The 26914-nt window shown below is 58.7% G+C and carries 20 protein-coding genes; 4 read left to right on the top strand and 16 right to left on the bottom strand.

Annotated elements, in window-relative coordinates:
- Window positions 1-35: 35 nt before the first annotated feature.
- Window positions 36-821, top strand: a complete 786-nt coding sequence (gene lexA, locus OZX74_RS06490; protein WP_277157446.1) for a transcriptional repressor LexA — start codon at window positions 36-38, stop codon at window positions 819-821.
- Between the two features lie 34 nt (window positions 822-855).
- Here the strand turns inward: lexA and OZX74_RS06495 are convergent, their stop codons facing one another.
- From OZX74_RS06495 to hflX, 4 genes are all read right to left on the bottom strand, one after another.
- Window positions 856-1728 (bottom strand): cation diffusion facilitator family transporter, encoded by an 873-nt coding sequence (locus tag OZX74_RS06495; protein ID WP_277157447.1) that lies wholly within the window; start codon window positions 1726-1728, stop codon window positions 856-858.
- Window positions 1729-2127: 399 nt separating this feature from the next.
- Window positions 2128-3063, bottom strand: coding sequence for an AEC family transporter (locus OZX74_RS06500; RefSeq protein WP_277156136.1), 936 nt, complete (start codon window positions 3061-3063; stop codon window positions 2128-2130).
- A gap of 254 nt (window positions 3064-3317) precedes the next feature.
- Window positions 3318-4277: an L-lactate dehydrogenase gene (locus tag OZX74_RS06505; RefSeq protein ID WP_277156137.1), complete on the bottom strand. Its 960-nt coding sequence runs from the start codon at window positions 4275-4277 to the stop codon at window positions 3318-3320.
- Between the two features lie 464 nt (window positions 4278-4741).
- On the bottom strand, window positions 4742-6178 hold the full coding sequence (gene hflX, locus OZX74_RS06510; RefSeq protein WP_277157448.1) for a GTPase HflX: 1437 nt from the start codon (window positions 6176-6178) through the stop codon (window positions 4742-4744).
- A gap of 214 nt (window positions 6179-6392) precedes the next feature.
- On the opposite strand from hflX, the gene OZX74_RS06515 reads away from it, so the two are divergent.
- From OZX74_RS06515 to OZX74_RS06525, 3 genes are all read left to right on the top strand, one after another.
- Window positions 6393-7052 (top strand): methyltransferase, encoded by a 660-nt coding sequence (locus OZX74_RS06515; protein WP_277156138.1) that lies wholly within the window; start codon window positions 6393-6395, stop codon window positions 7050-7052.
- Window positions 7053-7154: 102 nt separating this feature from the next.
- Window positions 7155-11492 carry a DUF3418 domain-containing protein gene (locus OZX74_RS06520; protein ID WP_277156139.1) on the top strand — a complete coding sequence of 1446 codons (4338 nt, stop codon included), beginning with the start codon at window positions 7155-7157 and terminating at the stop codon, window positions 11490-11492.
- A 222-nt stretch (window positions 11493-11714) separates the two neighbouring features.
- On the top strand, window positions 11715-12629 hold the full coding sequence (locus OZX74_RS06525) for a hemagglutinin (RefSeq protein WP_277156140.1): 915 nt from the start codon (window positions 11715-11717) through the stop codon (window positions 12627-12629).
- Between the two features lie 169 nt (window positions 12630-12798).
- On the opposite strand, the gene glnA is transcribed toward OZX74_RS06525, so the two are convergent.
- The 12 genes from glnA to OZX74_RS06585 form a co-directional block, all read right to left on the bottom strand.
- Complete coding sequence (gene glnA / locus OZX74_RS06530; protein ID WP_277156141.1) at window positions 12799-14136, bottom strand: type I glutamate--ammonia ligase; 1338 nt, start codon at window positions 14134-14136, stop codon at window positions 12799-12801.
- A gap of 154 nt (window positions 14137-14290) precedes the next feature.
- Window positions 14291-14947, bottom strand: coding sequence for a beta-phosphoglucomutase (pgmB, locus tag OZX74_RS06535; RefSeq protein ID WP_277156142.1), 657 nt, complete (start codon window positions 14945-14947; stop codon window positions 14291-14293).
- 218 nt (window positions 14948-15165) lie between these two features.
- Window positions 15166-15894: a bifunctional 1-(5-phosphoribosyl)-5-((5-phosphoribosylamino)methylideneamino)imidazole-4-carboxamide isomerase/phosphoribosylanthranilate isomerase PriA gene (priA, locus tag OZX74_RS06540; protein ID WP_277156143.1), complete on the bottom strand. Its 729-nt coding sequence runs from the start codon at window positions 15892-15894 to the stop codon at window positions 15166-15168.
- A gap of 124 nt (window positions 15895-16018) precedes the next feature.
- Window positions 16019-16717 carry an imidazole glycerol phosphate synthase subunit HisH gene (gene hisH, locus OZX74_RS06545; protein WP_277157449.1) on the bottom strand — a complete coding sequence of 233 codons (699 nt, stop codon included), beginning with the start codon at window positions 16715-16717 and terminating at the stop codon, window positions 16019-16021.
- 162 nt (window positions 16718-16879) lie between these two features.
- Window positions 16880-17707 carry a hypothetical protein gene (locus tag OZX74_RS06550; protein ID WP_277156144.1) on the bottom strand — a complete coding sequence of 276 codons (828 nt, stop codon included), beginning with the start codon at window positions 17705-17707 and terminating at the stop codon, window positions 16880-16882.
- Window positions 17707-18309: an imidazoleglycerol-phosphate dehydratase HisB gene (gene hisB / locus OZX74_RS06555; RefSeq protein WP_277156145.1), complete on the bottom strand. Its 603-nt coding sequence runs from the start codon at window positions 18307-18309 to the stop codon at window positions 17707-17709. The genes OZX74_RS06550 and hisB overlap by 1 nt, the downstream gene beginning before the upstream one ends.
- Before the next feature lie 139 nt (window positions 18310-18448).
- On the bottom strand, window positions 18449-19612 hold the full coding sequence (locus tag OZX74_RS06560; protein WP_277156146.1) for a histidinol-phosphate transaminase: 1164 nt from the start codon (window positions 19610-19612) through the stop codon (window positions 18449-18451).
- 76 nt (window positions 19613-19688) lie between these two features.
- Window positions 19689-20087: a GNAT family N-acetyltransferase gene (locus tag OZX74_RS06565; protein ID WP_277156147.1), complete on the bottom strand. Its 399-nt coding sequence runs from the start codon at window positions 20085-20087 to the stop codon at window positions 19689-19691.
- A gap of 81 nt (window positions 20088-20168) precedes the next feature.
- On the bottom strand, window positions 20169-21551 hold the full coding sequence (gene hisD / locus OZX74_RS06570; RefSeq protein WP_277156148.1) for a histidinol dehydrogenase: 1383 nt from the start codon (window positions 21549-21551) through the stop codon (window positions 20169-20171).
- A gap of 217 nt (window positions 21552-21768) precedes the next feature.
- Window positions 21769-25338 (bottom strand): DNA polymerase III subunit alpha, encoded by a 3570-nt coding sequence (gene dnaE / locus OZX74_RS06575; protein ID WP_277156149.1) that lies wholly within the window; start codon window positions 25336-25338, stop codon window positions 21769-21771.
- A 77-nt stretch (window positions 25339-25415) separates the two neighbouring features.
- Window positions 25416-26342 (bottom strand): RluA family pseudouridine synthase, encoded by a 927-nt coding sequence (locus OZX74_RS06580; protein ID WP_277156150.1) that lies wholly within the window; start codon window positions 26340-26342, stop codon window positions 25416-25418.
- Window positions 26339-26905, bottom strand: coding sequence for a signal peptidase II (locus OZX74_RS06585; RefSeq protein WP_277156151.1), 567 nt, complete (start codon window positions 26903-26905; stop codon window positions 26339-26341). Before OZX74_RS06585 ends, OZX74_RS06580 begins: the two co-directional genes overlap by 4 nt.
- Window positions 26906-26914 lie beyond the last annotated feature (9 nt).

Here is a 26914-nt window from a genome sequence, read left to right on the forward strand (position 1 = left end):
CACTTGTTCGAAAAAAGCAAGCCCGAATCGAACATCTGTTTGATTTATTGGGAAACATGAGTTATGCTATAAGTCAAATGCCGAAAGGAATTACCGTGAGCACCCTTCCACCTATCCATAATCCACATGGCGACTTCACCCAGGCCGCGCCGAACCAGCCGTTGACGGACAGGCAACGCAAAGTATTGGATGCAGTGCGCAATCATGTCTCCCGGTACGGCTTCGCCCCTTCCTTCCGCGAGATAGGCGAACAAGCGGGGCTGAGGAGCCCTTCTTCGGTCAAGCACCAGCTTGAGGTCCTTGAAGGCAAGGGCTATATCAGGATGAATGCCAACAAAGGCCGGGCCATCGAATTGGTGGAAAACGAAGCGAATATCCGTGAAACCATTCGCACCTCCACCGTCCTTCCGTTCGGCTCGCAAGATGAAACAGATGAAGCCATCGCCCAGTCGCACGATATTCCCTTGGTGGGTCGTATCGCGGCAGGCACCCCCATCACCGCGGAACAGCATGTCGACGACGTGATGAGATTGCCGGAACGGCTCACCGGCAACGGCAATCTCTTCATGCTCGAGGTCCACGGGGATTCGATGATAGACGCAGCCATCTGCGACGGCGACTTCGTGGTGGTGCGCGAACAGGAGACGGCGGAAAACGGCGATATCGTGGCCGCTTTGCTCGACGGCGAGGCCACGGTCAAGACCTTCCAGAAAGACCACGGCCACGTTTGGCTGATGCCGCACAACCCGTCCTACTCCCCCATCGACGGCACGTATGCCAAGGTGATGGGCAAGGTCGTCACGGTCCTGCGCAAGATCTGAACCACTATCGTTTCCGCCCGATATCGCTGCAGATTCAGCGATGGATTTCCTCGCTTTGGGAACGGCTGAAGCCCTGCGGCTCCAGCTGGAAGGTGGTGTGAGGAATCGAAACCGAAAAATGATCGGTCAGACAGGTGTGCAGATGGCGCAGAATGTCGGCACCCTGCTCCATCGTCAGACCCGGCTCCACCACGACGTGTGCGGTGAGAATCGGCATGCCGGTCGCTACGGTCGAAGCATGCACATCGTGGACGTCGATGACGTGGTCGACGCTTTTCATATGGTTGCGCACCTCGTCCAGATCAAGGCCTTCCGGCGTCTCCTCGAGCAGCACCTTGACGGCATTCTTCATCAGCACAAAAGCCCTTGGTACGATCAGCAAGGCTATAACCGCACCGGCGAGCGCATCGAAACCGTGCCAGCCGGTGGTCATGATGACGATGGCGGAGATCACGACGGTACATGAACCAAGCGCATCGTTCATGGTCTCCAGGAAAGCGGCGCGCATGTTCATGTTGTCCTTGTGCTGGCCGGAAAGCACAAGAACGGAAATCACGTTGAACACCAAACCCAGAATGCCGAATCCCAGCAGCATCCCCACGTTTTGGACCTCGTCACCGGAGACACCGGCCAGACGCAGAACCGCTTCGACCAAGGCGTAAACGCCTACGGCCATCAATATCAGCGCACCCAGACCCGCGGTGATCGGCTCCAGTCTGACCCAGCCCCAAGTACGCTCTTTGTCGGGTTTTCTGCGCATCAGCACGGCCGTGATGGTGGAGGCGGTAAGCACCGCGACATCCGTAAGCATATGGGCGCAATCGACCAGCAACGCCAGCGATCCGGTGATGGCCGCACCAATGACCTCGACGACGAAAATCGTCAAGGTCAGCCCCAGCGTGACCATCAATCGGGTCTGATGCTCCTTCGCCTTTCCTTGGCCGTCCACGGATTGGGCGTCCTTGGCTATCTGCGTTTCGGTTTCCTGGTGTTGCGAAGCCATATCTTCTTCCTGCCCGATCCATCACTTCAACGAAGCCAGAATCAAATTCCCCTCAGCTTTCGACGCTTGACATAGACACAATTTTCACGCGTCAAACATGTCTCGTTACTGGTGACACTATACGCATGAAAACCTAAACGGGAATTGGGTTTTGCGACTCAGAGCCGAAGAACAAGCAGGTCGCACAATATTGTCCGTTTCATTTTTCTTTGACACTAAAACCGACAATCTTTTTCATTGTCAGATATGCTCTGAATACCGTCGGCAAAAACGCCAGAAACCAACTCAAACCAACAATTTGCGCTACTGCAACAACAGCATCGCACAGCTTAGGGTGATAAACGAGAGCACCGTGCTCAGAAATTGCGTCGAAGCCATCTCCGATTCGTGAATGCCGTAATCGATGGCCAGATTCGTGGGCAGTGTGGCGGTGGGGATGGCCATGGTGATCACGACGATGCGCGTCAGCTCGCTGGGCATACCCGTGGCGACCATCAGCACCCAGATAATGGCAGGATAGACGATGTTCTTCAGGCCCACGGTCAACCAGACATGCGGATTGAAGGAAATCTTGCGGGTCACGAGCACGATGCCAGTGGCGAACATAGCAACACCGCCCGCCGTCTTGCCAAGCACCGTGAACGTGGGCTCGAGAACGCTGGGCATTGACCAGCCGCAAATGGAAAGAATGAAACCGAGGAACGCCGCAAGCACCAACGGTTTCGTAAGCCCTTTCACCAATCGTTTGCCCACGGAAATCTTTGGACCGTTCTCTTTGTTGACATCCGCAGCAAGCGCCTCGAAGACGAACGGGACCAGAATCACATTGATGATAAGGCTGGCGATGCCGATGTCGATGGCGCTGATACTCTCGTCAAAGAAAAGCGGAAGCACCGCGGAACCGATGAAGGGAATTGAGGGGTCGGCCACCGAAAGCGCACGGAGTGCAGAAAGCCCACTCTGGTTCTTGATGATTTTCCAATAGATGAAATAGAGCAGGAAATAAGACACGAGCATGGCACCCAGCATCCACAACGCCAGAGGGATATCCTCCACTATCAATTTGCGTTTGGTGGCCCAGATACCACCGAAAACGTGCATGGGCAGAGCATAATTCATGACGAATTTGATGAGCCTGCTGCTATCAGTACTATCGAAATCGCCACGTTTGGCGGCAAAAGCGCCAAGCAACATGGTGACAAGTATCGGCAACAACGCAAATATGACGGTTTTCAGCATAATCCACCTCCATCTCGCACACGCCTCCCTATAAACATCTAGACGTACATCATTGAACAGCTACATCGCACGTAGAGGTTCTGGCGTGAATTAGGGCTACTGTACACGACGCATATTTTCTTGAAGTTTCCGTCTCACCCAACGGACAAGAAAAGTTGTTGACCAAGCATCTATAGAAATCACGAATGCCGCCTGCTTTACAAGAAGCAGACGGCATTCCACGTGGTTATCGCTAAACGATCAACAGTCGAAAATCAGAACCCAAACTGTGCGACGGTTTCCTTCAGCGTTTCCGCCGAACTGCGCAGCAACGAGAGCTCATGGTCGGAAAGCGGGGTGTTGATATGGGAGTTGACGCCGGAACGGTTGACCAGGGTAGGCACCGACATGCAGATGTCCGAGATGCCGTGGAAGTCCTGCAGCAGCGAGGACACGGGCAGCACGCGGTTCGAGTCGGTCAGGACGGATTCGATGATGTCGACGCCCGACATGGCGATGGCGAAGTTCGTGGCACCCTTGCCGTTGATGATGCGGTAGGCGGCGTTCTTGACCTCCTGATGAATCTCCTCGCGCTTGGCGGCATCGAGCGGTTCATGACCGGGCAACGCCTTCCAATCGCACATGGAGACACCGCCGATGGTGGCCTCGGCCCAGAGCGGCACTTCGGAATCACCGTGCTCACCGGCGATGTAGGCGTGAACGTTCTTGACGTTGACGCCGGTCTGCTGACCGATCAGGAAACGCAGACGCGCGGTGTCGAGGTTGGTCCCCGAACCGAAGATCTGGTTGGCCGGCAGACCCGAAAGCTTGAGCATCACATGGGTGACGATATCGACCGGGTTGGTGATGAGCATGAAGATGGCGTTCGGGGCGACCTTGACCACGTTGGGCACGATGGACTTCATCATGCTGATGGTCGCGCCGGCGAGATCGAGCCTCGTCTGCCCGGGCTTCTGGCGAGCACCTGCGGTGATGACCACCATATCGGCATCGCGGCAGATCTCCACATCGTCCGATCCGTCGATGGAAACGGAAGGATAGAAGCTGGAACCGTGCTGCATATCGAGGACTTCCGCCTCGACACGCTCCTTGTTGATGTCTTCAAGCACGATATCACGGGCAACGCCGCGCTGGGCGGCGGCAAAGGCGAGCGTGGAACCGACGGCCCCTGCTCCGATGATGGCAAGCTTGGTTGGTTTAACGGAATTGGACATATGATTGAACCCCTTTCAAAATGAGTGTTCACAAGAAGACTACCGATGTGCCGAATCAATATCGACATATCGCGAACCTCCTTCACACAATCATGCGGGTATGCCACAACGCGCCATATCGGCAACGCCTTGCATCTCGTCATTGTGATTGCCACAAACCTTAATCGGCACAGTCTAAAAGCGGAGAATATCCGCTCCTGTACTGTCGGTAACCGTCCGCCGAATTCGAATCGAAGCCGAAACGGAACCTTTGTGGCTAAGGAAATTTTAGCATAAGGCATTCATAAATTTGAAATTCGTCACATCCATGGATTTGTCTTATTATGATTGGAAAAACCAAAATTGCCGACAACTCTTTATCGTTCTTAACGATGTTGCCTTAACGATGTTGCTTGACCACGACCGAGAAATTCGCGTGTCGACGAACATTGCTTCTCACAACTTCTCAAAAATAGAAATGCGAATCAGCCTATCGCCTGATCCATGACCTGTGCGGCCAGCCGTGAATCCACATCGGCCTGCAATAAGACGCCGTCGGCCCGATAATCCTCTTTCTCGACCTTTCCGTATTCACGTACACGGGACAGCAGCGAACCGGCCGCATCGGTATACGGCAGCAACGCCTCGACATGTACCGACGGAACGGGCAACGCCTTTTCGACGGTAGCTCGCAGATCGTCCAGACCACTGTCGTCGGCGGCGGAAACGATGAGCGCGTCGGGGCGGATATTGTGCAGACGCTCAAGCGTGCCACGGTCGACCTGATCGGCCTTGTTGAAGACGAGGATACGCGGGATGTCGGAAACGCCGTCGATGCCGGCGAGCACGTCGTTGACCGCGACGACCTGTGCGAACGGGTCGGTGGTGGAGGCGTCGACGACGTGCAGGATGACGTCGGCCTCGCCGATTTCCTCAAGCGTAGACTTGAACGCCTCGACCAATTGGGTAGGTAGACGGCGCACAAATCCGACCGTATCGACGTAGGCGTACAGGCGCCCGTCGGCGGCTTTGGCGCGACGAACCGCGGTGTCGAGGGTGGCAAAGAGAGCATTGCCGACCAGTTCGCCGGAATCGGTCAGGCGATTGACGAGCGAGGATTTGCCGGCGTTGGTATAACCGACCACGGCGACTGTGGGCAGGCCATAGCGGTGACGCGAGCCGCGCTTGACGGCACGGGCCGGGGCCATCGCGCGAATCTGCTTTTTAAGGCGGGCGATACGGGTGCGGATGACACGGCGGTCCATCTCGATCTGGGTCTCGCCCGGGCCACGCGAGCCGATGCCGCCGTTGACGCCTGCCGCCTGACCGCCGGCCTGACGGGAAAGCGAACCGCCCCAGCCACGAAGCCTCGGAAGCATGTACTCGAGCTGCGCCAGCTCTACCTGAGCCTTGCCTTCACGGCTGGTGGCATGTTGGGCGAAAATATCCAGGATGACGGCAGTGCGGTCGACCACCTTGACCTTGGTGGCGTCCTCAAGCGCACGACGCTGGCTTGGCGCGAGATCACCATCGACGATGATGGTGTCGGCCTCGCTTTGCGCCACGATTCCGGCAATTTCCTTGGCCTTGCCACGGCCCACGTAGGTCGCCGCGTCGGGCTTCAGACGATGCTGCAAGACGCCATCGCAGACCACGGCACCTGCGGTATGCGCGAGCGCCGCCAGTTCACGCAACGATTCCTCGGCCTGCTCGATGGTGGTCTCGACGTTCGACCACACCCCCACCAGCACGACGCGTTCAAGACGCACCTTACGGTATTCGACGTCGGTCTCGTCCTGCATCTCGCCCAAGCCGACGACATGCTTGAGCTGGTTGCGTGACTCACGCTCGCTCCATTCCTCGGCTCCGGGAGCACGACCGTCGCTGCTCTCCTGCAGAATGTCGGACTTACGTCCCAGCACCTCGTTCTGCCCGTCACGTTCACCATGTTCAACCTGAACGTCCTTACGCCCGTCGTTTGTTGCCAATAAATCAACCTTTCGATAGTTGAAAATCCATCTTTATCCAAGCATATTCGGTGAGGTGAACGCGTTTCACTGTTCCGGTATGCCACTAATATTGAAACCTATTATTGCGGCACAGCCGAAGGCTAAAGAAATCAAAATCTGACGGGGCATGATGAGCGAAACAGCAAGGAAACAACAGGAGCGAACGGATGCCGAACACCAATCGGCAGAACAGTATTTTACGGCGGAACCGGCCTCGCGCGACGTGCGGCGCAACCTGCACGTTTCATTGCGCGGCCACGAGGTGGACGTAGAGGTGTCCAACGGCGTGTTTTCAGCGCACCGCTTGGATTTGGGCACCTCCGTTTTGCTGCGGCATGCACCGGAGGCACCGGGAAAAGGGACGTTTCTCGACATCGGTTGCGGTTGGGGGCCCATTTCGCTGGCCCTTGGATTGGAATCGTCCAAAGCCGATATCTGGGCGCTTGACGTCAACGAGCGCGCGCTGGAACTGACGAAGACCAACGCCGAAAAACTAGGACTCGGCGGACGCATTCATACCGCCCTCGCCGCCGATATCCCCTCCGATCTCACCTTCGACCTGATCTGGTCGAATCCTCCCATCCGTGTCGGCAAACCGGAGCTGCACTCGTTGCTGATGGCTTGGCTCCCCAGACTCAAAGCGGGCGGGTGCGCCTATCTGGTCGTACAGAAAAACCTCGGCAGCGACTCGCTGATCAAGTGGCTGTCGGCGGAACTCGGCGACGGTTTTAGCGTCACGAAATACGCCAGTTCCAAAGGCTACCGCGTCATCGAAGTTCGACACTGAAAAATCCGCATGCCCAAAAGGGACCGTTGAAAACAAGAATCCCAGAATCCCAAGCCTCATTTTTCCAATAGCTTTTTGGGTGTGCGTACAATAGAGAAACACATGAAATACCATTATCCAACAGAGCTGCCGGTCAGTGCGGCACACGACGAAATTCAACGTGCCGTGCGTGATTCGCAGGTCGTCATCGTCTCCGGGCAGACCGGTTCGGGCAAGACCACCCAGATCCCCAAAATGCTTCTGGAAATGGGTCGCGGCACCCACGGCCATCAGATCGTGCACACGCAGCCGCGCCGACTGGCCGCCAGAACCGTGGCCGAGCGCATCTGCGACGAGATGGGTGTGAAACTCGGCGAGGAAATCGGCTATCAGGTCCGATTCACTGATGAAAGCTCACCGAAGACCCGTCTGCGCATCGTCACCGACGGCATTCTCCTGGCCCAGATTCAGCATGATCCGCGGCTTTCACGCTACGACACCATCATCATCGACGAGGCGCACGAACGCAGCCTCAACATCGACTTCCTGCTCGGCTACCTCACCGCGCTTCTGCCCAAGCGCCGCGATCTGAAACTCATCATCACCTCAGCCACCATCGACTCGGTGAAATTCAAGGAGCATTTCGAAGACGCGCTGCATACGAAGGTTCCCGTCATCGAAGTCTCCGGCCGCACCTACCCGGTGCAGATCGTCTACGAACCGCTGGGCGGCATGCCTGCATTGATGCGGCATGTGCCGGGCTTCGCCGACGGGTCGCTGCCCGACCAGAACGGCGAGATTCCGGGAACGGATAACGGTGGCGGCACAGGCCGCGGCTCCGGCTCCACCGGCAGCGAGGACATGCCACGCGCGGTGGCACGCGCCTGCGCCGAGTTGGTCATCCATTCCTCGCACGACCGCGGGCCGCGCGACATCCTGGTCTTCGCCTCCGGCGAGCGCGACATCCATGAATACGAAGACGCCATTCGCCATCATTTCGGGCCCCGAGCCGCCGATATGCGACGCCCGGACGCGCTGGAGATCGTGCCGCTCTACGCCCGGCTTTCCTCCAAGGAACAGCATCGCGTCTTCGAGCACCATGCCCACCAACGCATCGTCATCGCCACCAACGTGGCGGAGACCTCGCTGACGGTGCCGGGTATCCGCTACGTGGTCGACCCCGGCGAGGCCCGTATCTCGCGCTATTCCAAATCCGCCAAAGTGCAACGCCTGCCCATCGAGGCCATCAGCCAGGCCAGCGCCGACCAGAGAAGCGGCCGATGCGGACGTATCGCCGACGGCATCGCCATCCGCCTCTACTCCAAGGACGACTACGAGGCTCGTCCGCGCTTCACCGAGCCGGAAATCCTGCGCACCTCACTGGGCGCTGTAGTGCTGCACATGCTTTCGGTGGGCGTGGCACGCACGGCCGATGACGTGACCCATTTCGGTTTCATCGACCCGCCCGACACCCGTTCCGTCTCCGACGGCTTCAACGAGCTCACGGAACTCAAGGCCATCGCACGCAAGCACGGCGAGGTTCGCCTGACCCACATCGGCCGGCAGCTTTCGCGCATCCCCATCGATATCCGACTCGGTCGCATGATTCTCGAAGCCGCGCATTCCACCACGCCGAACACACTCGCCGCGGTCATCGTCATCGTCGCCTTTTTAAGCCTGCAGGACCCGCGCGAACGACCCGACGAAATCCGCGAGGAAGCCGACCGCGTCCACAACCGCTACGCCGACCAGACCAGCGACTTCCTGACCGCCTTGAACATGTGGGACCATATCTTCGGCCCTGACGAAGGCAACGACGGCAATCACACCGGCAACGCCAAACTGCGCAAGATCTGCAAGTCCGAATACTTCAGCTTCATCCGGCTCCGGCAATGGCGTGACTTGGTCTCCCAGTTGCGGCAGATGTGCCGGCAGATGCATTTCAAGGTCGGTACCCCCAAACCGATCTCGCGTCCGGCGCCCGAAATCCTCATGCTGCCGATCAACCAGCAGGCGGCGCACGCGCTGTGCTGCTCGTGGGACGCGCAAGGCATCCACTCCTCGATGCTGGCCGGTCTGCTGTCGATGATGGGCATGCAGGTGGTGCGCGAGCCTAAAGCCTCGGACTTCTCCGGTCTCAAGGGCGCCGCCAAGGCACGAGCCATGAAGCGTGCAGCGAAGCAGTCGAAGAACGAGTATCAGGGAGCGCGTGGCACCCGTTTCGCGCTTTTCCCCGCCTCGAGCGTGGCCAAGTCGACACCGCCGTGGGTGATGTCGACCGATCTGACGGAAACCTCGCGTCTCTGGGCGCGCTACTCGGCCGCCATCGACCCGGCATGGGCCGAGCCGCTGGCCGGAAGCCTCACCCGCGTCACCTATGCCGAGCCGCACTGGTCCGGCTCGCGTGGCAGCGCCATCGCCAGCTCGAAGGTGCTGCTCTACGGCCTGCCGATCGTGGCCGACCGTCCGGTGCAATGGGGACGTATCAACCCCGGCGAGGCCCGCGATTTCCTGATCCGTCAGGGCCTGGTTGAAGGTGATATCCAGCAGCGCTTCTCCTACGATGATTTCATCGTCGCCAACCGCGACATCCTGCAAGACGCCGTGGACGACACCAACCGCACCCGCCAGATTGCCGACAGCGTCAGCGACGAGGATCTTTTCGACTTCTACAACGCCGTCATTCCGGCCGACGTGACCAGCGTGGCCGACCTTGGCAAGTGGGTCAAGTCCATCCACGACTCTCAGCCGCATCTGCTTGATTTCGATCCGGAGAAGGTCGAGCGTCTGCAATCGCACGAATCCGTGGACCTGCGCGATTACCCCGATCAATGGCACACACTCGGCAGCGACGGCACCCCCATCGATTTGCGTCTGAGTTATATCTACAATCCCAGCGACCCGGCCGACGGCGTGACGGTGCATATACCAATCAAGGCCTTGTCTCGCTTGACTCCCGAGCAGTTCACTTGGAACGTGCCGGGGTTGTTAGACGAACTCATTCTTGGCTATATCAAATCGCTGCCGAAATCATTGCGCGTCCAGTTCGTCCCTGCTCCCGACACGGCCCGCACAATTCGCGCGGCCATCGACGAACGCTACCCGGACCTGCCCGGTTCCGGCTCGGAAGGCAAACCGAACCTGCCACCGGTAGACGAAGCGACCGGAACCGCGCGTTGGCCTGATTTCGCGCACGCCTTCACCTATGCCGCCATCACGAGCGTCAATGCCACCATCCACCCGGAGGATTTCAACAGCGACCAGCTGGGCAAGCTTTCGCCCTATCTGCGCGTCATGTTCAGTGTCGAGGAGCCACTGCCGCCGGCACCTGCCAAGGGAGGTCGCCCTGACAGCAAACATGACGGTAAAAGCAAACGCAATCACATTGATGCCAGCAATACAGCGAAACCCTACAATAAGTACGCAAACGGTTCCGATTCGGTTCACGGCAAAGATAACGGCAAGGCCGCCGCTCAATCGGGACGGGATAGCCGAAACAATTCAGGCAGCGCCAATAATCCGACCATCATCGATGACGCGACTTTCCGCGCCCAACGCCACGGCAAAGCACAACGCTACCGAGTGCTTGGCTGCGGCAAATCACTCGTTGAACTGCAACGCAAGTTCGCCCGTCAGGCCCAAGCCAGCGCACGAAAAACAGTGGAACGCCAAGCCAGCAAGGCCAAGTCGCGGGGCTTGGTGGTTGCACAGGCGAACCTTCTGAACAAGGCCGGCGCCACCACCATCTCCCGTGCCGAGATGCTGTGGCAGGCAGCATACGAGACACTCAAACTGCCCGAGGACCGCATCTCCTCACGTTGGCTTGGCGGCGAGGCACTGATGCTGGCGGGCGCACCCTACAAGTCCACCAAACTCCTGGTCGATGACCTTGAGTTGGCGGCCGTCAAGCGTCTGCTTCCCCAAATCGACAAGCTCCCCGATGACACCGCGCTGGCCGAGGCGGTAAGCGGCGTGACGCAGACCTTCGAAGACACGGTCTATGCCGTCGCCCACGATGTCATCGCCATCCTCAAACGCTACGCCGCCGTCGATTCTGCGGTAGGCGGCAAAGCGGACCTGGCGATGCTGGCCGTGCTGCAATCGGTGCGCGAGCATATCGCCACGCTTGTCTACCCCGGATTCATCGGCAAGACCCCTCCGCTTGCCCTGCCGAATATCGAGCGCTATCTGCACGCCGATCTGATGCGCCTTGACAAGGCCAAGGCCGACAAGAACCGCGACGTGCGCTGGGCGTGGGAGGCCGACGAAGCCAAAGATCTGGTCACCAAGGCACAGGAAAAGCTCAAGGCCGAACCCGCCGGTCCTCGCCGGGAGACGTTTGGCAAACAGGTGGAGCAGGCACGTTGGATGCTCGAGGAGTTCCACGTCTCGCTCTGGGCGCAGGAACTGGGCACCAAAACACCGGCCAGTCTCAAACGCATCCGCAAGCTGTTGGCCTAATCGCCTATAATCATCGTCGCTTGAACGGTGTTACTGCGATCCGTGCATCTTCTTGGACATACCAATCACCAGGGTCTAAAACTGTAGACGATTACCCTGATTCATTCGTTTCGTTCGGCCATTATGACTTCATAGCCGGCAGATCACATTGCATGATGAGAATTTCCGCAACCCGACTTTTCTATAGGAAAACTTTCAGGGGCGAACGGTAGCATTGGCCAAGTGACCTCATCTTCCAAGTCTCGTAGTTGTTCCCGTTCCCACGCCGCATTCCTCGCAACCTGCAAACGCAAGTGGCGCAAGGCCAGTGTTCCTGCGAAAGTAAGTGTCGTTCTCGGCGGCATCGTTGCGGTCATCTGCGTGATGGCCTTGGTGATGGGACTGATTCGTATGGTCCAATGGCATATCGAGGTCACGGATGCGCAGAAGCGACAGGAAGAGATGGTGCGGCAATACGATTTCGACCCCGGCAATATCATCTCCGACGCACAGTTCTTCAACGCCGATGCCATGAACCAGGCCGAAGTGCAGGCCTTCATTATCAAGCATGGACCGAACTGCACCTCGGCGAACTGCTTGCCCGTCAAGACCTTCGACACCACCGACATCGCCGCCAACAGTCTCTGCAATGCCTACAAAGGCGCCAAAGCCGAATCCGCGAGCGCCATCATCTACAAATCCTCGCAGGCCTGCGGCGTCAGCGAAAAGGTGCTCCTGACCGTGATGCAAAAGGAGCAGCATCTCATCGGTTCGGCCAACCCCACCGATTTCCAATACAAGGCCGCCATGGGCCTGAGCTGCCCGGACGACGCCGATTGCGACCCGCAATATGCCGGCTTCTTCAACCAGGTCTACGGCTCGGCCAAACGATTCAAGTACTATCAGGCCCACGAAAGCCAGTACGGCTACCATGTCGGCACGCTCAACTACGTGCAGTACCATCCGAACAAAAGCTGCGGCGGCTCACAGGTCTATATCCGCAACCAAGCCACCGCCCTGCTCTACGTCTACACGCCCTACCAGCCGAATACCGCTTCGCTGAAGGCCGGCTTTGGCGAGGGCGACTCCTGTTCCAGCTACGGCAACCGCAACTTCGCCCTGATCTACAACAACTGGTTCGGCGATCCACGCAAGTAGGTCGACACGACCCCGTCAGAAACCCATTTTCGGCATAATTGAGCCTCTGAGTGGCGCTCATCAGCTCAATTATGACGGGAAAACAAAAATACGCCATATTTAAGTCATTCCCGACGAGCAACGGCTTATTTATGGCGCAATTCGTATGGAGCCGCAGAAGAGGCGGCTCCTAGAGCTTGGGCAGGAACTTCTCCAGCTCGTAGCGGGTCACCTGACGACGATAATCGTTCCACTCCTGACGCTTGTTGCGCAGGAAATATTCGAAGACATGCTCGCCGAGGACTCCGGCGACGAAGTCGGATTTCTCCATCACTTTCAACGCCTCATCGAGGCTCTCCGGCAACGGCTCGATACCCATGGCCTTGCGTTCCGCGCCGGTCAGGTCCCAGACCGCGTCGCTGGTGGGTTCGGCTAACGTCATCTTCTGCTCGATGCCGTCAAGACCGCTGGCCAGCAGCACCGAAAATGCGAGGTACGGGTTCGCGACCGGGTCGAGCGCACGGTATTCCATACGCGCCGAATTGCCTTTACCGGGCTTGTACTGCGGGATGCGCAGCAGAGCGGAACGGTTGTTGTGGCCCCAGCACACGTAGCTCGGAGCCTCGTTGCCGCCCCACAGCCGCTTGTAGGAGTTGACGTACTGGTTGGTGATCGCGCTGATTTCGCGGGCATGGTAGAGGATGCCCGCGGCGAACTGGCGGGCGATCAGCGACATGTTGAACTCCTGGCCGGCTTCGTAGAAGGCGTTCGAATCCCCTTCGAAGAGGCTTAGGTGGGTGTGCATGCCGCTGCCGGGCTGGTCGGTCAGGGGCTTAGGCATGAAGCTGGCGTGGATGCCACGTTCCAGCGAAATCTCCTTGACCACCGTGCGGAAGGTCATGATGTTGTCGCTGGTCGCCATCGCATCGGCGTAGCGCAAATCGATCTCGTTCTGGCCGGGGCCGACCTCATGGTGCGAGTATTCGACGGAAATGCCCATCTGCTCGAGCATGTTGACGGCGGCGCGACGGAAGTCCATCCCAGGGCTACGCGGCACATGGTCGAAGTAGGTGCCGTAGTCGACGGGAGTTGGCGGCACCCCCCAGTCATCCTGTTGCTGGAAAAGATAGAACTCGATCTCGGGGTGGACGTAGAAGGTGAATCCCTTCTCCTTGGCCTTGTCCAGTTCCTGCTCCAGGACGTGGCGGGGGTCGCCGAGCGACGGTTCGCCGTCAGGGGTCAGGATGTTGCAGAACATGCGGGCGGTGCCTTGCGGCCCGTCGCGCCAAGGCAGCAGCTGGAAGGTCGACGGATCGGGCTTGACGATCATGTCGTCTTCCGAGACGCGGGTCATGCCCTCGATCGCGGAACCGTCGAATCCCAGACCTTCCTCGAACGCGTCCTCGAGCTCAGCAGGGGCGATGGCCACGGACTTCAGCGTCCCCAGCACGTCGGTGAACCACAAACGAATAAATCGCACATCGCGTTCCTCGACGGTACGCAAGGCGAATTCTTGCTGTTTATCCATAGTTACTATGGTCTCACCCTCACATTACATTCCAGTTAAACTTACGGGCTACTTCCGGTCGGAGTAAACCACAAGTCGGTAGATAGGTTTTTCAAATTGGCGGAATCACGCCGTTTCCAATTTGCTATTGCTGACTTGTGATTTCTCCGCGAACTTATCGACGTTCAAAGGCACTTTCGATATCGTCATACTTCAACGCAGCGGTATCTGGCACCAGCAACTCCGCATGGCCGAGCTCGTTTGGACTGCCGACGCCTACCGAAAACGCTCCGGCGGCATTGATGGCGGTGATTCCGGCGACGGAATCCTCCAGACCCACACAGTCTTCCGGCTTTTCGACGATTTCGGATGCCGCCTCCAGGAAGATGTCGGGAGCGGGCTTGCCTGCCGCCACTTTGCTCGGGTCGGCGATAGCGTCAAACGTATCCGAAAGTCCAAGTTTTTCAAGGATAAACGGCCCGTTCATACTCGCCGAGGCCAGCGAAAGCCTCACGCCGTGCTGTTTCATCTGCTCGATCAGTTCGGGGATGCCCGGCAGGATATCGGCCGAGGTGAGGCCAGCCAGAAGAGCGCGGTACGCCTCGTTCTTTTCTGTGGCCAGCGCGTCAAACTGCTCCTGCGGAACAGTGACGCCCAGATAGTCCAGAATCACCTTGAGCGAGTCGACACGGCTGACGCCCTTGGTCTTCTCCTCCAGCGCATCCGGCAGCTCGCGGCCGAAGTGGTCTCGCACCAGCTTGCGCCACGCCTGGAAATGGTAGACGGCGGTATCGGCGATCACGCCGTCCAAATCAAAAAGCGCACCTTTCATCGACTCCTTCTTTCTTTTACTCTTTTATGTTTATATTCAATAGAGAATAATACTCATTTCGCAATATTCGCATTATCGATTTGCGCTGAATTGCCATAGGGGCATTCCAGTCTGTTTCAATCCCGCAGCACAAACTCTATTACGAAGCAATATATCGAAACCGGCTTTCGACTTTGACCTACAAATCCGCCCGGTAAGCCTGTCTCAAGAGGCCAACGTTACTTCTGCCCTACAACCGCGAGCGCCTCTTTGAGGGTGAAAGCATGGGCGTAAAGGGACTTGCCGAGGATCGCGGCATCGACGCCGATATCCTCCAGCCCCGCGACCGCACGGATGTCATCAAGACTCGAGATGCCGCCGGAAGCGGTGACGCGGGCCGGCGTGCGTTCGGCGACCTCCCGTAGCAATGTCAGGTTCGGCCCGTCCATCATCCCGTCATGGGCGACGTCCGTGACCACGTAGCGCCGGCAGCCGGCCTTATCGAGCATGGCCATGGTGTCGAAGAGGTCGCCGCCAGAGCTCACCCAGCCGCGGCCGGCCAGGGTATGGCCTTTGACATCGAGGCTGATGGCCACTTTGTCTCCATATTTTTTAATGACTTCGGCGGTCCATTCGGGGTTTTCCAGCACGGCGGTGCCGATATTGACCCGTGCCGCCCCGGCCGCGAAGACGGCTTCGAGGCTGACGTCATCGCGAATGCCGCCACTCATTTCGATATGGACCTTGCCGCCCAGTTTTTCGCCGATCTCACGCAGGCGCGAACGGTTGTCGCCAGAGCCGAACGCGGCGTCGAGATCGACCAGATGAATCCAGTCCGCGCCCTCGTCAAACCATGTCCGCGCCGCCTCGTAAGGGCTGCCGTAATCGGTTTCGGAACCGGATTTGCCCTGCCGCAAACGCACGGCCCTGCCACCCCGGACATCAACGGCCGGAAGCAATGTCAGCATATTGTTCTCCTTGAATTGAAGTTTCATATTCCTTCTACCAACGCTCAGCATATAATGCACATTTGCAGGCTCCGCATTTTCCGAATCCCGCATTACCGCACCGCTGAATCACTGAGTCGCTGCGTTACAGCGTCGCGGCCCAGTTCTTGAGCAGCTGGGCACCCGCCTCCCCTGATTTTTCGGGGTGGAACTGTGTGGCCGAAAGAGGGCCACGCTCGTAGGACGCCACGAAATGACTACGTCCGTAATCACAGAAACCGACCTTTTGCGTATCGACATCATCAATAGAAGATTGTGCATGGCCATGATAGCCATCTATTCCCGAGACCATGAAACTCGTGCCCATGACAGGCTTCGCCGGAATGGAAGCACCCATTGCCGCATACGAATGCACGAAATAGAACCGCTCATGCTCAAGTCCGCGCAAAATCGCCGAATCGTCGGGAACGCTGATCGTATCCCAGCCCATATGCGGCACCACTTCCGCGTCAAGAAGGTCCACACTGCCGTCGATGACGCCAAGGCCCTTCGCAACCGTTCCGCCTTCGCTGCCTTGCGCGAACATGATCTGCAGGCCGACGCACACGCCCAGCACCGGCCGCCCCGCCTTGAGACGCTCGATAATGGTTCGGTCGCCGCCAACGGCTTTGAGACCGTCCATACATGCCGCGAACGCACCGACACCGGGCACTACAAGCCCATCGGCCTCAAGTGCCTGACGGTGATTGCTGGTCAGGGTCGGCTCAAGACCGATATGGGCCAGTGCGCGCATCATCGAGCGTACATTGCCGAAGCCGTAATCGAACACCACCACTGCGGTCATTGTCATTCCTCGTTTCCATGGACTTGTCCGGATATCTCAAGTATCGTCCAGATTCTTGCAGCACATCAGAATCATTCACCATGCGAAACGGATCGGCCGGGTTCGCTGCCGACATCTCCTGCGCGGCACACCGTTGGGTTATGCTTCGCCCAGCTCAAAGCCCTACTCGATATCGGGTTTGCCGCGCCCACGCGAACGCGTATGGTCGGCAATCACTCCCATGGCCTTCTTACGGTCGAAATCAGCAGTCATCACAATATGCTCGCCCTGCTCTTTGAGCCTAGAGACGTCGGTGATGCCCAGCATCAGGTCTTCGACGCATTTGGGCGTGGTGGCGAAAAGCACCGGGGGCGCGAACTGCTGGCCCGGCTCCCCTCCCATGTACAGGGTGGAGACAAGCTTGTCCGCACGGTTGACCGAGAGCACGGCCGGCATGCCGTTGACCACGCTCGTCAGATCCCTTGCGGCTCCTTCGGGCGCATCGCCGTCGAGATTGTGCAAAATGGCGACGGCACCGTTCTCATCGGCAATGCAATCGGCGGAGATATCGGCGATCTGGCAGAATGCGGCAAGCAGTTCCGCCGAAATCAGCCTGGTAATGAGCACGGCCACCTTGGCACGGTTGCCGAGAAGTCCTTCGAGCTCCTCGTCAAAGTCCATCTTCTCAAGCTCATCGGTAATCTTACGGTCGGATTGCCCGGAGGCGTCGCCCGCTCCATACGCACCGGCATTCGCAGCGCCGAACTGCATGTCGGAGCCGCTGCCTCGAGTATCGCCGGAATCGTCATCGTCAAGGTCTAAGCCGTCGGAATCCGTCCCGTCGTTGTTGTCAGCATCCTTGCCGTCAGGGTCATCCGCGAATTCCTTTTCGAAACCGGCCAGTGCCGCTTCAAGCTCCTCATCGCTGAACAACCCGCCGTTTTCGTCGTTGGAATTGTCGAAACCATCGAAATGGTTGTTTTGCTCGTTGTCATCGCTGCGTTCGTTCATCACAGCGCCCCTTTCGTGCTGGGAATGATGCCGGCGATGCGCGGATCGGGTTCGACCGCAAACCGCAGTGCGCGGGCCAGTGCTTTGAATTCGGCTTCGGCGATATGGTGCGGATCGCGGCCGGCAAGCACTTGCATATGCAGGCAGAGGTCGGCGTGGAAGGCAATGGATTCCATAACGTGACGCACCAACGAACCGGTGAAATGGCCGCCGATCATCGCGTATTCGAACCCTGCCGGTTCTCCGGTGCACACAGCGTAGGGACGCCCGGAGATGTCGACCACGGCACGGGCGAGCGCCTCGTCAAGCGGCACGGTGGCGTCGGCGAACCTGCGGATGCCCCGCTTGTCGCCCAGAGCTTGCTTCAGCGCTTCTCCGAAGACGATGGCCGTGTCCTCGACAGTGTGGTGCACGTCGATGTCGGTATCGCCGCTTGCACGAATCTTGAGGTCAATCAACGAATGCTTGCCGAGCGCGGTCATCATATGATTATAAAAAGGCACCGAGGTGTCGATGTCGGTTTTTCCGGTGCCATCAAGATTCAAGCTCAACTCCACCTTGGATTCGCTGGTTTCGCGTACTATCGTAGCCGCTCTCGCCATATCCACTCCTTTGTCGCTGTACACAACGCAACGCTCATACCATCATAATTCATTACAAAGTCAAGCGAAACTCACTTGAATCACAGCGGTTATGCGGAAAATGGATTCAACGTGACGGAATCACCAAACGAAACAACGATTATTCGTTTTCAAGCTGTGCCAGCACCTGCGTCAATGCCTCACGGAAGCGGGTCATCTCCTCGTCGGTGCCCATGCACACACGCAGCCAACCGGCAGGCCCGACCACGCGGATGAGGACGCCACGTTTCAACAGTTCGTCGAAAATACGTTCCCGGTCTTCAAACGCTCCGCCGAAGAGAACAAAGTTGGATTGCGAATCCGCCACCCGGATCGGCTTGCCATGCCAGGTCTGCGTTTTCAGCCATGCGGCGGTCGCTTCGCGTGTCTTACGAAGATGCTCAACCTGGCTCAACTGCTCGTCGGTGTGTTTCAACGCCGCGAGCGCCGTGGCCTGGGTGACGGCGGAAAGATGGTAGGGCATGCGCACGATGCGCACGCAATCGATGATGCCGGGTGCCGCGGCCAGATAGCCCACACGAGCGCCGGCGAAAGCGAAGGCCTTGCTCATGGTGCGGCTCACCGCAAGGTTCGGGTAACCAGCCAGCAGTTCAAGCGCACTCGGCGTGCCGGGAGTGCGGAATTCGATGTAGGCCTCGTCCACCACGACCACAGGGTGCACGCCGGCTGCAGCGCCATCCACCTTGGCGTTTTGTGCGGCCTTAAGCACCGCCTCAAGCTGATCGGGCGGCAGAATGGTGCCGGTCGGGTTGTTCGGGCTGGTCAGCAGTATGATCGACGGCTGTTCGCGTTCCATCGCCGCAAGCAAAGCCTCAAGATTGAGCGAGAAATCGGGATTGCGATCAACCGTGACCCAACGTGTGAACGTGTCGCGCGCATATTCGGGGTACATCGAATAGGTGGGGTCCGCGCCCAACGCCTTGCGACCCGGCCCGCCGAAGGCCTGGAAGAGCTGGAGCATGATCTCATTGCTGCCGTTGGCGCCCCACAGCTGCCCGACGCCGAGCTTCACACCCGACTCGCGTTCGAGATAATCTGCAAAGGCCTGACGCAGCGCGGTATGCTCGCGGTCGGGATAACGGTTTAAGCTCGGAGCGATCCTACGGACGTCCTCGGCGATTTCATCGACCACCGCCGGCGCGGGCTGGTACGGGTTTTCGTTGACGTTCAGGCACACCGGTACGTCGAGCTGCGGCGCACCATACGGCACCTCGCCGATCAGGTCATTTCGCAGCGGCAGATCCCGTGGAATCGAATTGGTCATGATGTTCCCCTTAACTTTTTATCCTCATCGGCCTTTACCGCAATCATATGGCAATCCTGCGTGAATCCTGTTTACTCTAAAAAGGCCGTCTTGCGATTGAGAACGCGTTGCTGATATGGTCAAAACCCAGTTTTGAATAGTATTCCATTGCACTTTGCGCGGCCAGTAACACCAACGAAACATCCGGTCCAAGCTGACGACGATGTCCGTCCACCAGTCCGGAGCCGATGCCCTGACGCTGATAATCCTTGTCGACCGCCAGATCCGAGAGATAGCAGGCGTAGCTGAAATCGGTCAGGGCGCGTGCCACACCGACAAGACGCCCACCGTCCCACGCCGTCCATAAGACATCGGCATGGTCGAGCATTTTCTGTAACCTGGCCAAATCCTTGGTCGGCCGATGGATTCCGGATCGATCGAATACAGCAGCAAGCTGCTCGGCAGTGATGCTCCGCTCATGCGTATAGGCGATCATATCCGGTTTCCTCCCGATAATTTCAATAGCCTCAGGTCAGCGGCTTCAGACCGCCGAACCCGAGGCCGAAAATGAAATGACCTACTTGCGCAGACCGGCCTTGCGTTCCTGTTCCTTCAAGGTGGCCTTGTCGTAAGGATCGTCGACGAAGCGGCTCAGCACGCACTCGCCGTGGGCGGGCAGGTCCTCGGAAACAGCGAAGGCGTTGATCAGCGATGCCAAAGGCTTCAGGCCCTGCTCGTCGTATTCGATGACCTCGACCGGCTTCATGAAGGTGTGCACCCCCAGACCGCAGGCAAAGCGGGCAGTGCCGCCAGTGGGCAACACGTGGTTGGAACCGGACATGTAATCACCCAGCGGGACCGGCGAATACGGACCGCGGAAGATGGCGCCGGCGTTCTTGATGCGCGGCACGACCTCATCGGGGTTGGCGGTCTGAATCTCCAAGTGCTCGGCGGCGTAGGCGTTGGCGGCATCCACCGACTGGTCAAGCCCATCGGTCAGGATGATGCCGGACTGACGTCCGGTCAGCGACGTGGCGACGCGTTCGTGCGACATGGTGCGCGGCACGCGGTAATCGAGACTTTCCTGCGTCTTCTTGGCGAGTTCCTCGCTGTCGGTGATCAACACTGAACCGGCCAGCTCGTCGTGCTCGGCCTGACCGATCAGGTCGGCGGCCACCCAGCTCGGATTGGCGGTCTTGTCCGCAAGGATCGCGATTTCGGTGGGTCCTGCCACCGCGTCGATACCGACGATGCCGGAGACCATCGATTTGGCCGTGGCCACGAAAATGTTGCCGGGACCGGTGATCTTGTCGACCGGTTCGCACAGCACTTCGCCGTCCTGCGGTTCGCTGCCGTTGGCGCCGTAGGCGAACATGGCAACGGCCTGTGCCCCGCCGACCGCGTAGACCTCGTCGACGCCGAGAATGGCGCAGGTGGCGAGGATGGTCTTGTTCGGCAGACCGTCGTTATCGGCTGCCGGAGGCGTGGCGATGGCGAGAGAGGAGACGCCCGCAACCTGGGCCGGCACAGCGTTCATGATCACGGAAGTAGGATAGACCGCCTTGCCGCCGGGCACGTAGAGACCAACGCGTTCGACGGGAATCCAGCGCTCAGCGACACGTGCGCCCTCGGCCAGATCGGTATAAAAATCTTTCGGCACCTGCGAGGCGCAAACCTTGCGGATACGACGCACCGATTCCTCGATGGCGGCGCGAACCTCCGGATCCAGCTCTTCCAGCGCGCTTTGCATCGCCTCGACGGGCACGCGCAGATGGTGCGGGCGAATATGATCGAACTTCTCCTCGAAATCACGCAAGGCCGCAGCTCCACGGGCCTTGACATCATCGAGAATAGGGCGCACAGCGCTGCTGGCTTCGTTCGTGCCCATTTCGGCACGAGGCATGGCCTCCAGCATTTGCGCGCGTGTGAGGCGCTTTCCGCGCAGATCGATAATTCGCATAGTTTGATTATCCATACCTGTAATCGTATTCGGCACAACGTCTCAGCATGAGACACAACTCACATTCTGAGACCGATTGCCCATTTGGTTCGTTGCATTACAGTAAATCGTGTATATTATGCCAGAAACCGCTACAAGAAAGCCTCTTGGCATGCCAAAAGGCCATCGAACGAGATGATTGGCATGCTCAATGAAGCACCGCCAACCATAGCGAAATCTACGACGCAGGTAGGCACCTGGGGCCGAAAAGAATCTTGATTTCGGCGAACAGCGATGTATCCCGTTTGACGCGGAACCGGTCACCGAACGTGAGTACCTGGGCATTGCCGTTGGAATCCATGATTGCCAGCTTCACCTCACAGACCCCTGGATGATTGGTGAGTATCTGCCCCAGATGCATGACATGCGAACGATTCAGCGCGGTCTGCGGCAAGGTAAGCACCAACGGGCGTTCGTCTTCGTCCACCAGGTTCGGCACTTCCATTTCGTTGGCCCGCAAGCTCACCGTCTCGTCGCGCAGCTCGATCTGCCCGCGGATCTGGACCACCTCGTCAACGGCCATCGATTCGGCGGCCGACGTATAGGCGCGTCCGAAGAACATGCACTGGATGGAGCTTTCCATGTCTTCGATGGTGACGATGGCCCAGGGATTGCCCTTCTTGGAGACACGCCTGTCAACGGAAGTGATGAGTCCGGCGATGGTGACCTGCTGCCGGTCGTCCATCTTCGGCGCACTGTTGATCAGCTGGGCGATGGACATGTCGCGCAGGCTGTTCAACACCGACGCCATGCCGGAAAGCGGGTGGTCGGAGACGTAGAGTCCGAGCATCTCGCGCTCGAAGTTGAGTTTGGTCTTCTTGTCCCATTCCTCGATATCGGGAACGCTGACCTGGGCGTCCCCCATCGCGTCCGCTCCAGCTCCGCCGTCATCGCCGTCGGAACCCAGATCGCTGAACAGATCGAACTGTCCTTCGGCCTGCTTGCGCTTGAGGCTCACCACCGAGTCGATGGCGGGTTCGTGAATCTGGAAGAGGGCGCGGCGGTTCGGGTCGATGGAGTCGAAGGCGCCGGCCTTGATCAGCGATTCGACAAGACGCTTGTTGAGCGCGGTCAGCGGCACGCGGCGGATGAAGTCCATGAAGTTGACGAACTTGCCGCGTTTGGTCTCGCGTTCGGCGATGATGTCCTGCACGGCCTTGTCGCCGACATTGCGGATGGCGCCCAGGCCAAAGCGGATGATGTCGCCGACAGGCGCGTATTCGAGCCGGGATTCGTTGACATCCGGCGGCAGCACCTTAATGCCCATGCGCCTCGCCTCGCCGAGGTAGAGCGCGGTCTTGTCCTTGTTGCTGCGTTCGTTCTGCAGCAGGGCGGCCATGAATTCAACCGGATAGTGGGTTTTGAGATAGGCGGTCCAGTAGGAGATCAGGCCGTAGGCGGCGGAATGGGCCTTGTTGAACGCGTAGCCGGCGAAGGGCACGAAGATGTCCCAGACGTCCTGTGCGGCCTTGCGCGAGTAGCCATGCTCCTTCATGCCTTCAAAGAACGGCACCTGCTCTTTGGCCAGCACCTCGGGCTTTTTCTTGCCCATCGCTCGCCTCAGCACATCTGCTCGGCCGAGCGAGTAACCGGCCAGTATTCGCGCCGCGGACTGCACCTGCTCCTGATAGACGATCAGGCCGTAGGTCTCGTCGAGGACGGGGGCGAGCGCCTCGGCCACCTCGTCGTTGATCGGGGTGATCGGCTGCAGGCCGTTCTTGCGCTTGGCGTAGTTGTTGTGGGAATCCACATCCATCGGGCCCGGGCGATAAAGGGCGATCAATGCCGAAATATCGTTGAAGTTATCGGGTTTGAGGCTTTTGAGCAGCGCGCGCATGCCGTCGCCATCGAGCTGGAAGACGCCGAGAGTGTCGCCTCGTGTTAAGAGGTCGTAGGTCGGCCTATCGTCCAACGGAATCTTGGTGTAGTCGATGGGTTTTTTGCCGTTGAGCTCGATGTTTTTCAGCGTATCGCGGATGACCGTCAAGTTGGACAGGCCGAGGAAGTCGTTCTTGACCAGCCCCAGCGTTTCGCAGGTGTGGTATTCGAAGGTCGTGGTCACCGTGCCGTCGGTGCGTTCCAGCAACGGCGAGGTATCGGTGATCGGCGTGGCCGACATGATGGTGGCGCAGGCGTGCACACCGGTCTGACGAATCAGGCCCTCGATGCCCTTGGCCTGTTCGGTGATGCGCTTGGCGTCCGGATCCGAATCGTAAAGCTCACGGAACTCGCGCGCCTCGGCATACTTCTTGCTGGTCGGGTCGAACATCTCCTTCAAGCTCGCGTCCTTGCCGTTCTTGCTCGGTGGCAACGCCTTGACGATGCGGTCGCCGACCGAGAACTCGTAGCCCATGATGCGCGCGGAATCCTTCAGGGCCTGCTTGGTCTTGATGGTGCCGTAGATGACGCACTGCGCCACCTTGTCATGACCGTATTTGTCGGCCACGTAATCGAGCACCTTCTGGCGGCCCTCGGGGTCGAAATCGATATCGATATCAGGCAGCGAGACACGCTCGGGGTTGAGGAAGCGTTCGAAAATCAGACCGTGCTTCAACGGGTCGAGTTCGGTGATGCCCATGGCGTAGGCCACCATCGAGCCTGCCGCCGATCCACGGCCGGGGCCGACCATCACGCCGTGGGTCTTGGCCCAGTTGATGTAGTCGGAGACGACAAGGAAGTAGCCGCAGAACTGCATCTGGCAGATCACGCCGCATTCGTAGTCGGCCTGGCGGCGCACGTCGTCGGGCACATTGCCGTCGTAGCGTTTCTCAAGACCGGCCTGCACGTCGTGAAGGAAAAGCGAGGTCTCGTCCCAGCCTTCCGGGCAGTCGAAGAGCGGCATGAACGCGCCGTCCTCGTGGTCGTCGAACATGACGTTGCAGCGTTCGGCCACTTCCAGCGTGTTGTCGCAGGCCTCGGGCAGGTCGCGGAACAGCTCGCGCATTTCCTCGGCCGACTTGATGTAGTAGCCGGAACCGTCGAATTTGAAGCGGTTCGGGTCATCCAGATGCGAACCGGAATTGATGCAGAGCATCGCATCCTGCGAACCGCGATCGGCCTCGTGGACGTAATGGGAATCGTTGGTGGCGATGATAGGGGCACCGAGATCTTTTGCGATCTTGAGCAGGTCGGTGGAAACACGTTTCTCGATCTCGAGATTGTGGTCCATCAGCTCGATATAGAAATTATCGCGCCCGAAGATATCCTGCAGCTGGTGCGCGGCGCGCAAGGCCTCTTTGTACTGCCCCAGGCGCAGGCGGGTCTGGATGATGCCGGAGGGGCAGCCGGAGGTGCCGATGACACCCTTGTGGTAGCGTTCCAGAACCTCGTAATCCATGCGGGGCCACTTGCCGACGCGGCCTTCCAGATTGGCCACGGACGAGGCCTTCATCAGGTTGACCAGCCCCTCGTCGTTTTCGGCCCAAAGGGTCATGTGGGTGATGAAGCCGCCACCGGAGACGTCATCGCTTCGTTGGGCTTCTGTCCCCCAGTGCACACGGGTCTTGTCGGTCCTCGACGTTTCGGGGGTGACGTAGGCTTCGATGCCGATGATCGGCTTGATACCGGCGCTTACGGCGTTGCTCCACATCTCGTAGGCACCGTGCATATTGCCGTGGTCGGTGATACCGATGGCCGGCATTTCAAGTTCTTTGGCACGGTTGATCAGGTCGGGAATCTTGGACGCACCGTCGAGCAACGAATAATGCGTGTGGTTATGCAACTGAACAAAATTTCCGGAATTGGCCATGGTCTCCACGATACCGAGCCGGCGAGACCCGGAAAGCCTTCAGCGAATCATTTTGAGGTTATACGCTTTTGCCGCATTTATTCTTTTTCGCGTTTGTCCTCACGCACGGCATTGAGGGCGTGCTGCAGATCGGCGGGATACCGAGACTGCACCACGGTGTGTAAGTGGGTACGAGGATGCCTGAACTCCAGACGCATCGCATGCAGCCACTGGCGGGTCAGCCCCAGACGTTGCGCGAATACGGGATTGGCCCCGTACATCGGGTCACCTACCAGCGGATGGCCGATGGACGAGAAATGCACGCGGATCTGGTGGGTACGGCCCGTCTCAAGGTTGACGCTCACCAGCGTCGCCTCGCTGAACCGTTCCAACACATCGAAATGCGTGATCGCCTTTTTGCCAAGCGGCGTGACGGTAAAACGAAAATCCGAGACCTTGGCACGTCCGATAGGGGCCTCGATGGTCGCCTTGTCGTGGGTCAAGTTGCCCTGAGCCAAGGCATGGTAGATTTTGGTCACTTCATGATTGGCGAATTGGCGGCGCATTTCACGATAGGCCAGATCGGATTTGCAAACCAGCATAAGCCCGCTGGTGCCGACATCCAGCCTGCTGACAATGCCCTGCCTGCCGGGAGCCCCCATAGAGGTGATATGCACTCCTCGGGCCAGCAGACTGCCCAACACCGTAGGGCCCGTCCAACCTGCGGAAGCGTGCGCGGCGACACCGACCGGCTTGTCGACCACAACGATATCGTCATCCTCATAGACGACGGCCATGCCTTCTGCCAGCGGTTCAGGTTCGGGATCAGGCTCGACGATATCGAATTCGACGGTATCGCCGCTGGCCAACGTTCCCGATTTCGAAATGCTCCTTTGCAATACGGACACTTCACCGGCTTCGATGAATTCGACGGCTTTGGAACGCGAGACACCAAGCATCTTGGCGACGGCAACATCGAATCGCTTGCCGATCAAAGCATCCGGGGCAGGTACCAGTCGGCTCATCGGCTGTCCGCTCCCCTGCTCTCGACGCTTCCGGCCGGTTCTTTTGCGGCATCCTGACTATCGTCGCTTTCTTGATCGCCAAATGGCACGTTCGCCAAGAGAAGAAGAACGATAAGCACCGCGGCGATTGCAAGCTCTATATCGGCCACATTGCCGACAGACCAGCCGTAGTTCAGGAAATCCACCACCGAACCGTTGAGGAACCCATGGGCGAAAACAACACGGTCGATGAGATTGCCGAACGCCCCGGCGAACGCCAACGTCAGCGCAGCCGTCCACCATAGTGAGGTCCTGGTCAATGACAGATAGGCCAACACTACGCAGGCCACGAACGCCAAGCAGGAAATCAGCCAAGTGACCGACGAGCCCATCCCCAGCGACGCCCCGGGATTGCGCAGCAACGTCAAACACAGAACCCTGGGGATGATGACGACAGTCCTGCCGTCGGCCAGTGCGGCCTGCGCCCACAGTTTGGTCAGCCGGTCGGCCAACAGCGCCAAGAGCGCAACGATAGCGAAAACGGCCACACGATTGCGCGGCCGTTGAGGAGATACCTTCTTCATATCGATGGC

This window comes from Bifidobacterium sp. ESL0798 (assembly GCF_029395415.1).
GTDB lineage: Bacteria > Actinomycetota > Actinomycetes > Actinomycetales > Bifidobacteriaceae > Bifidobacterium.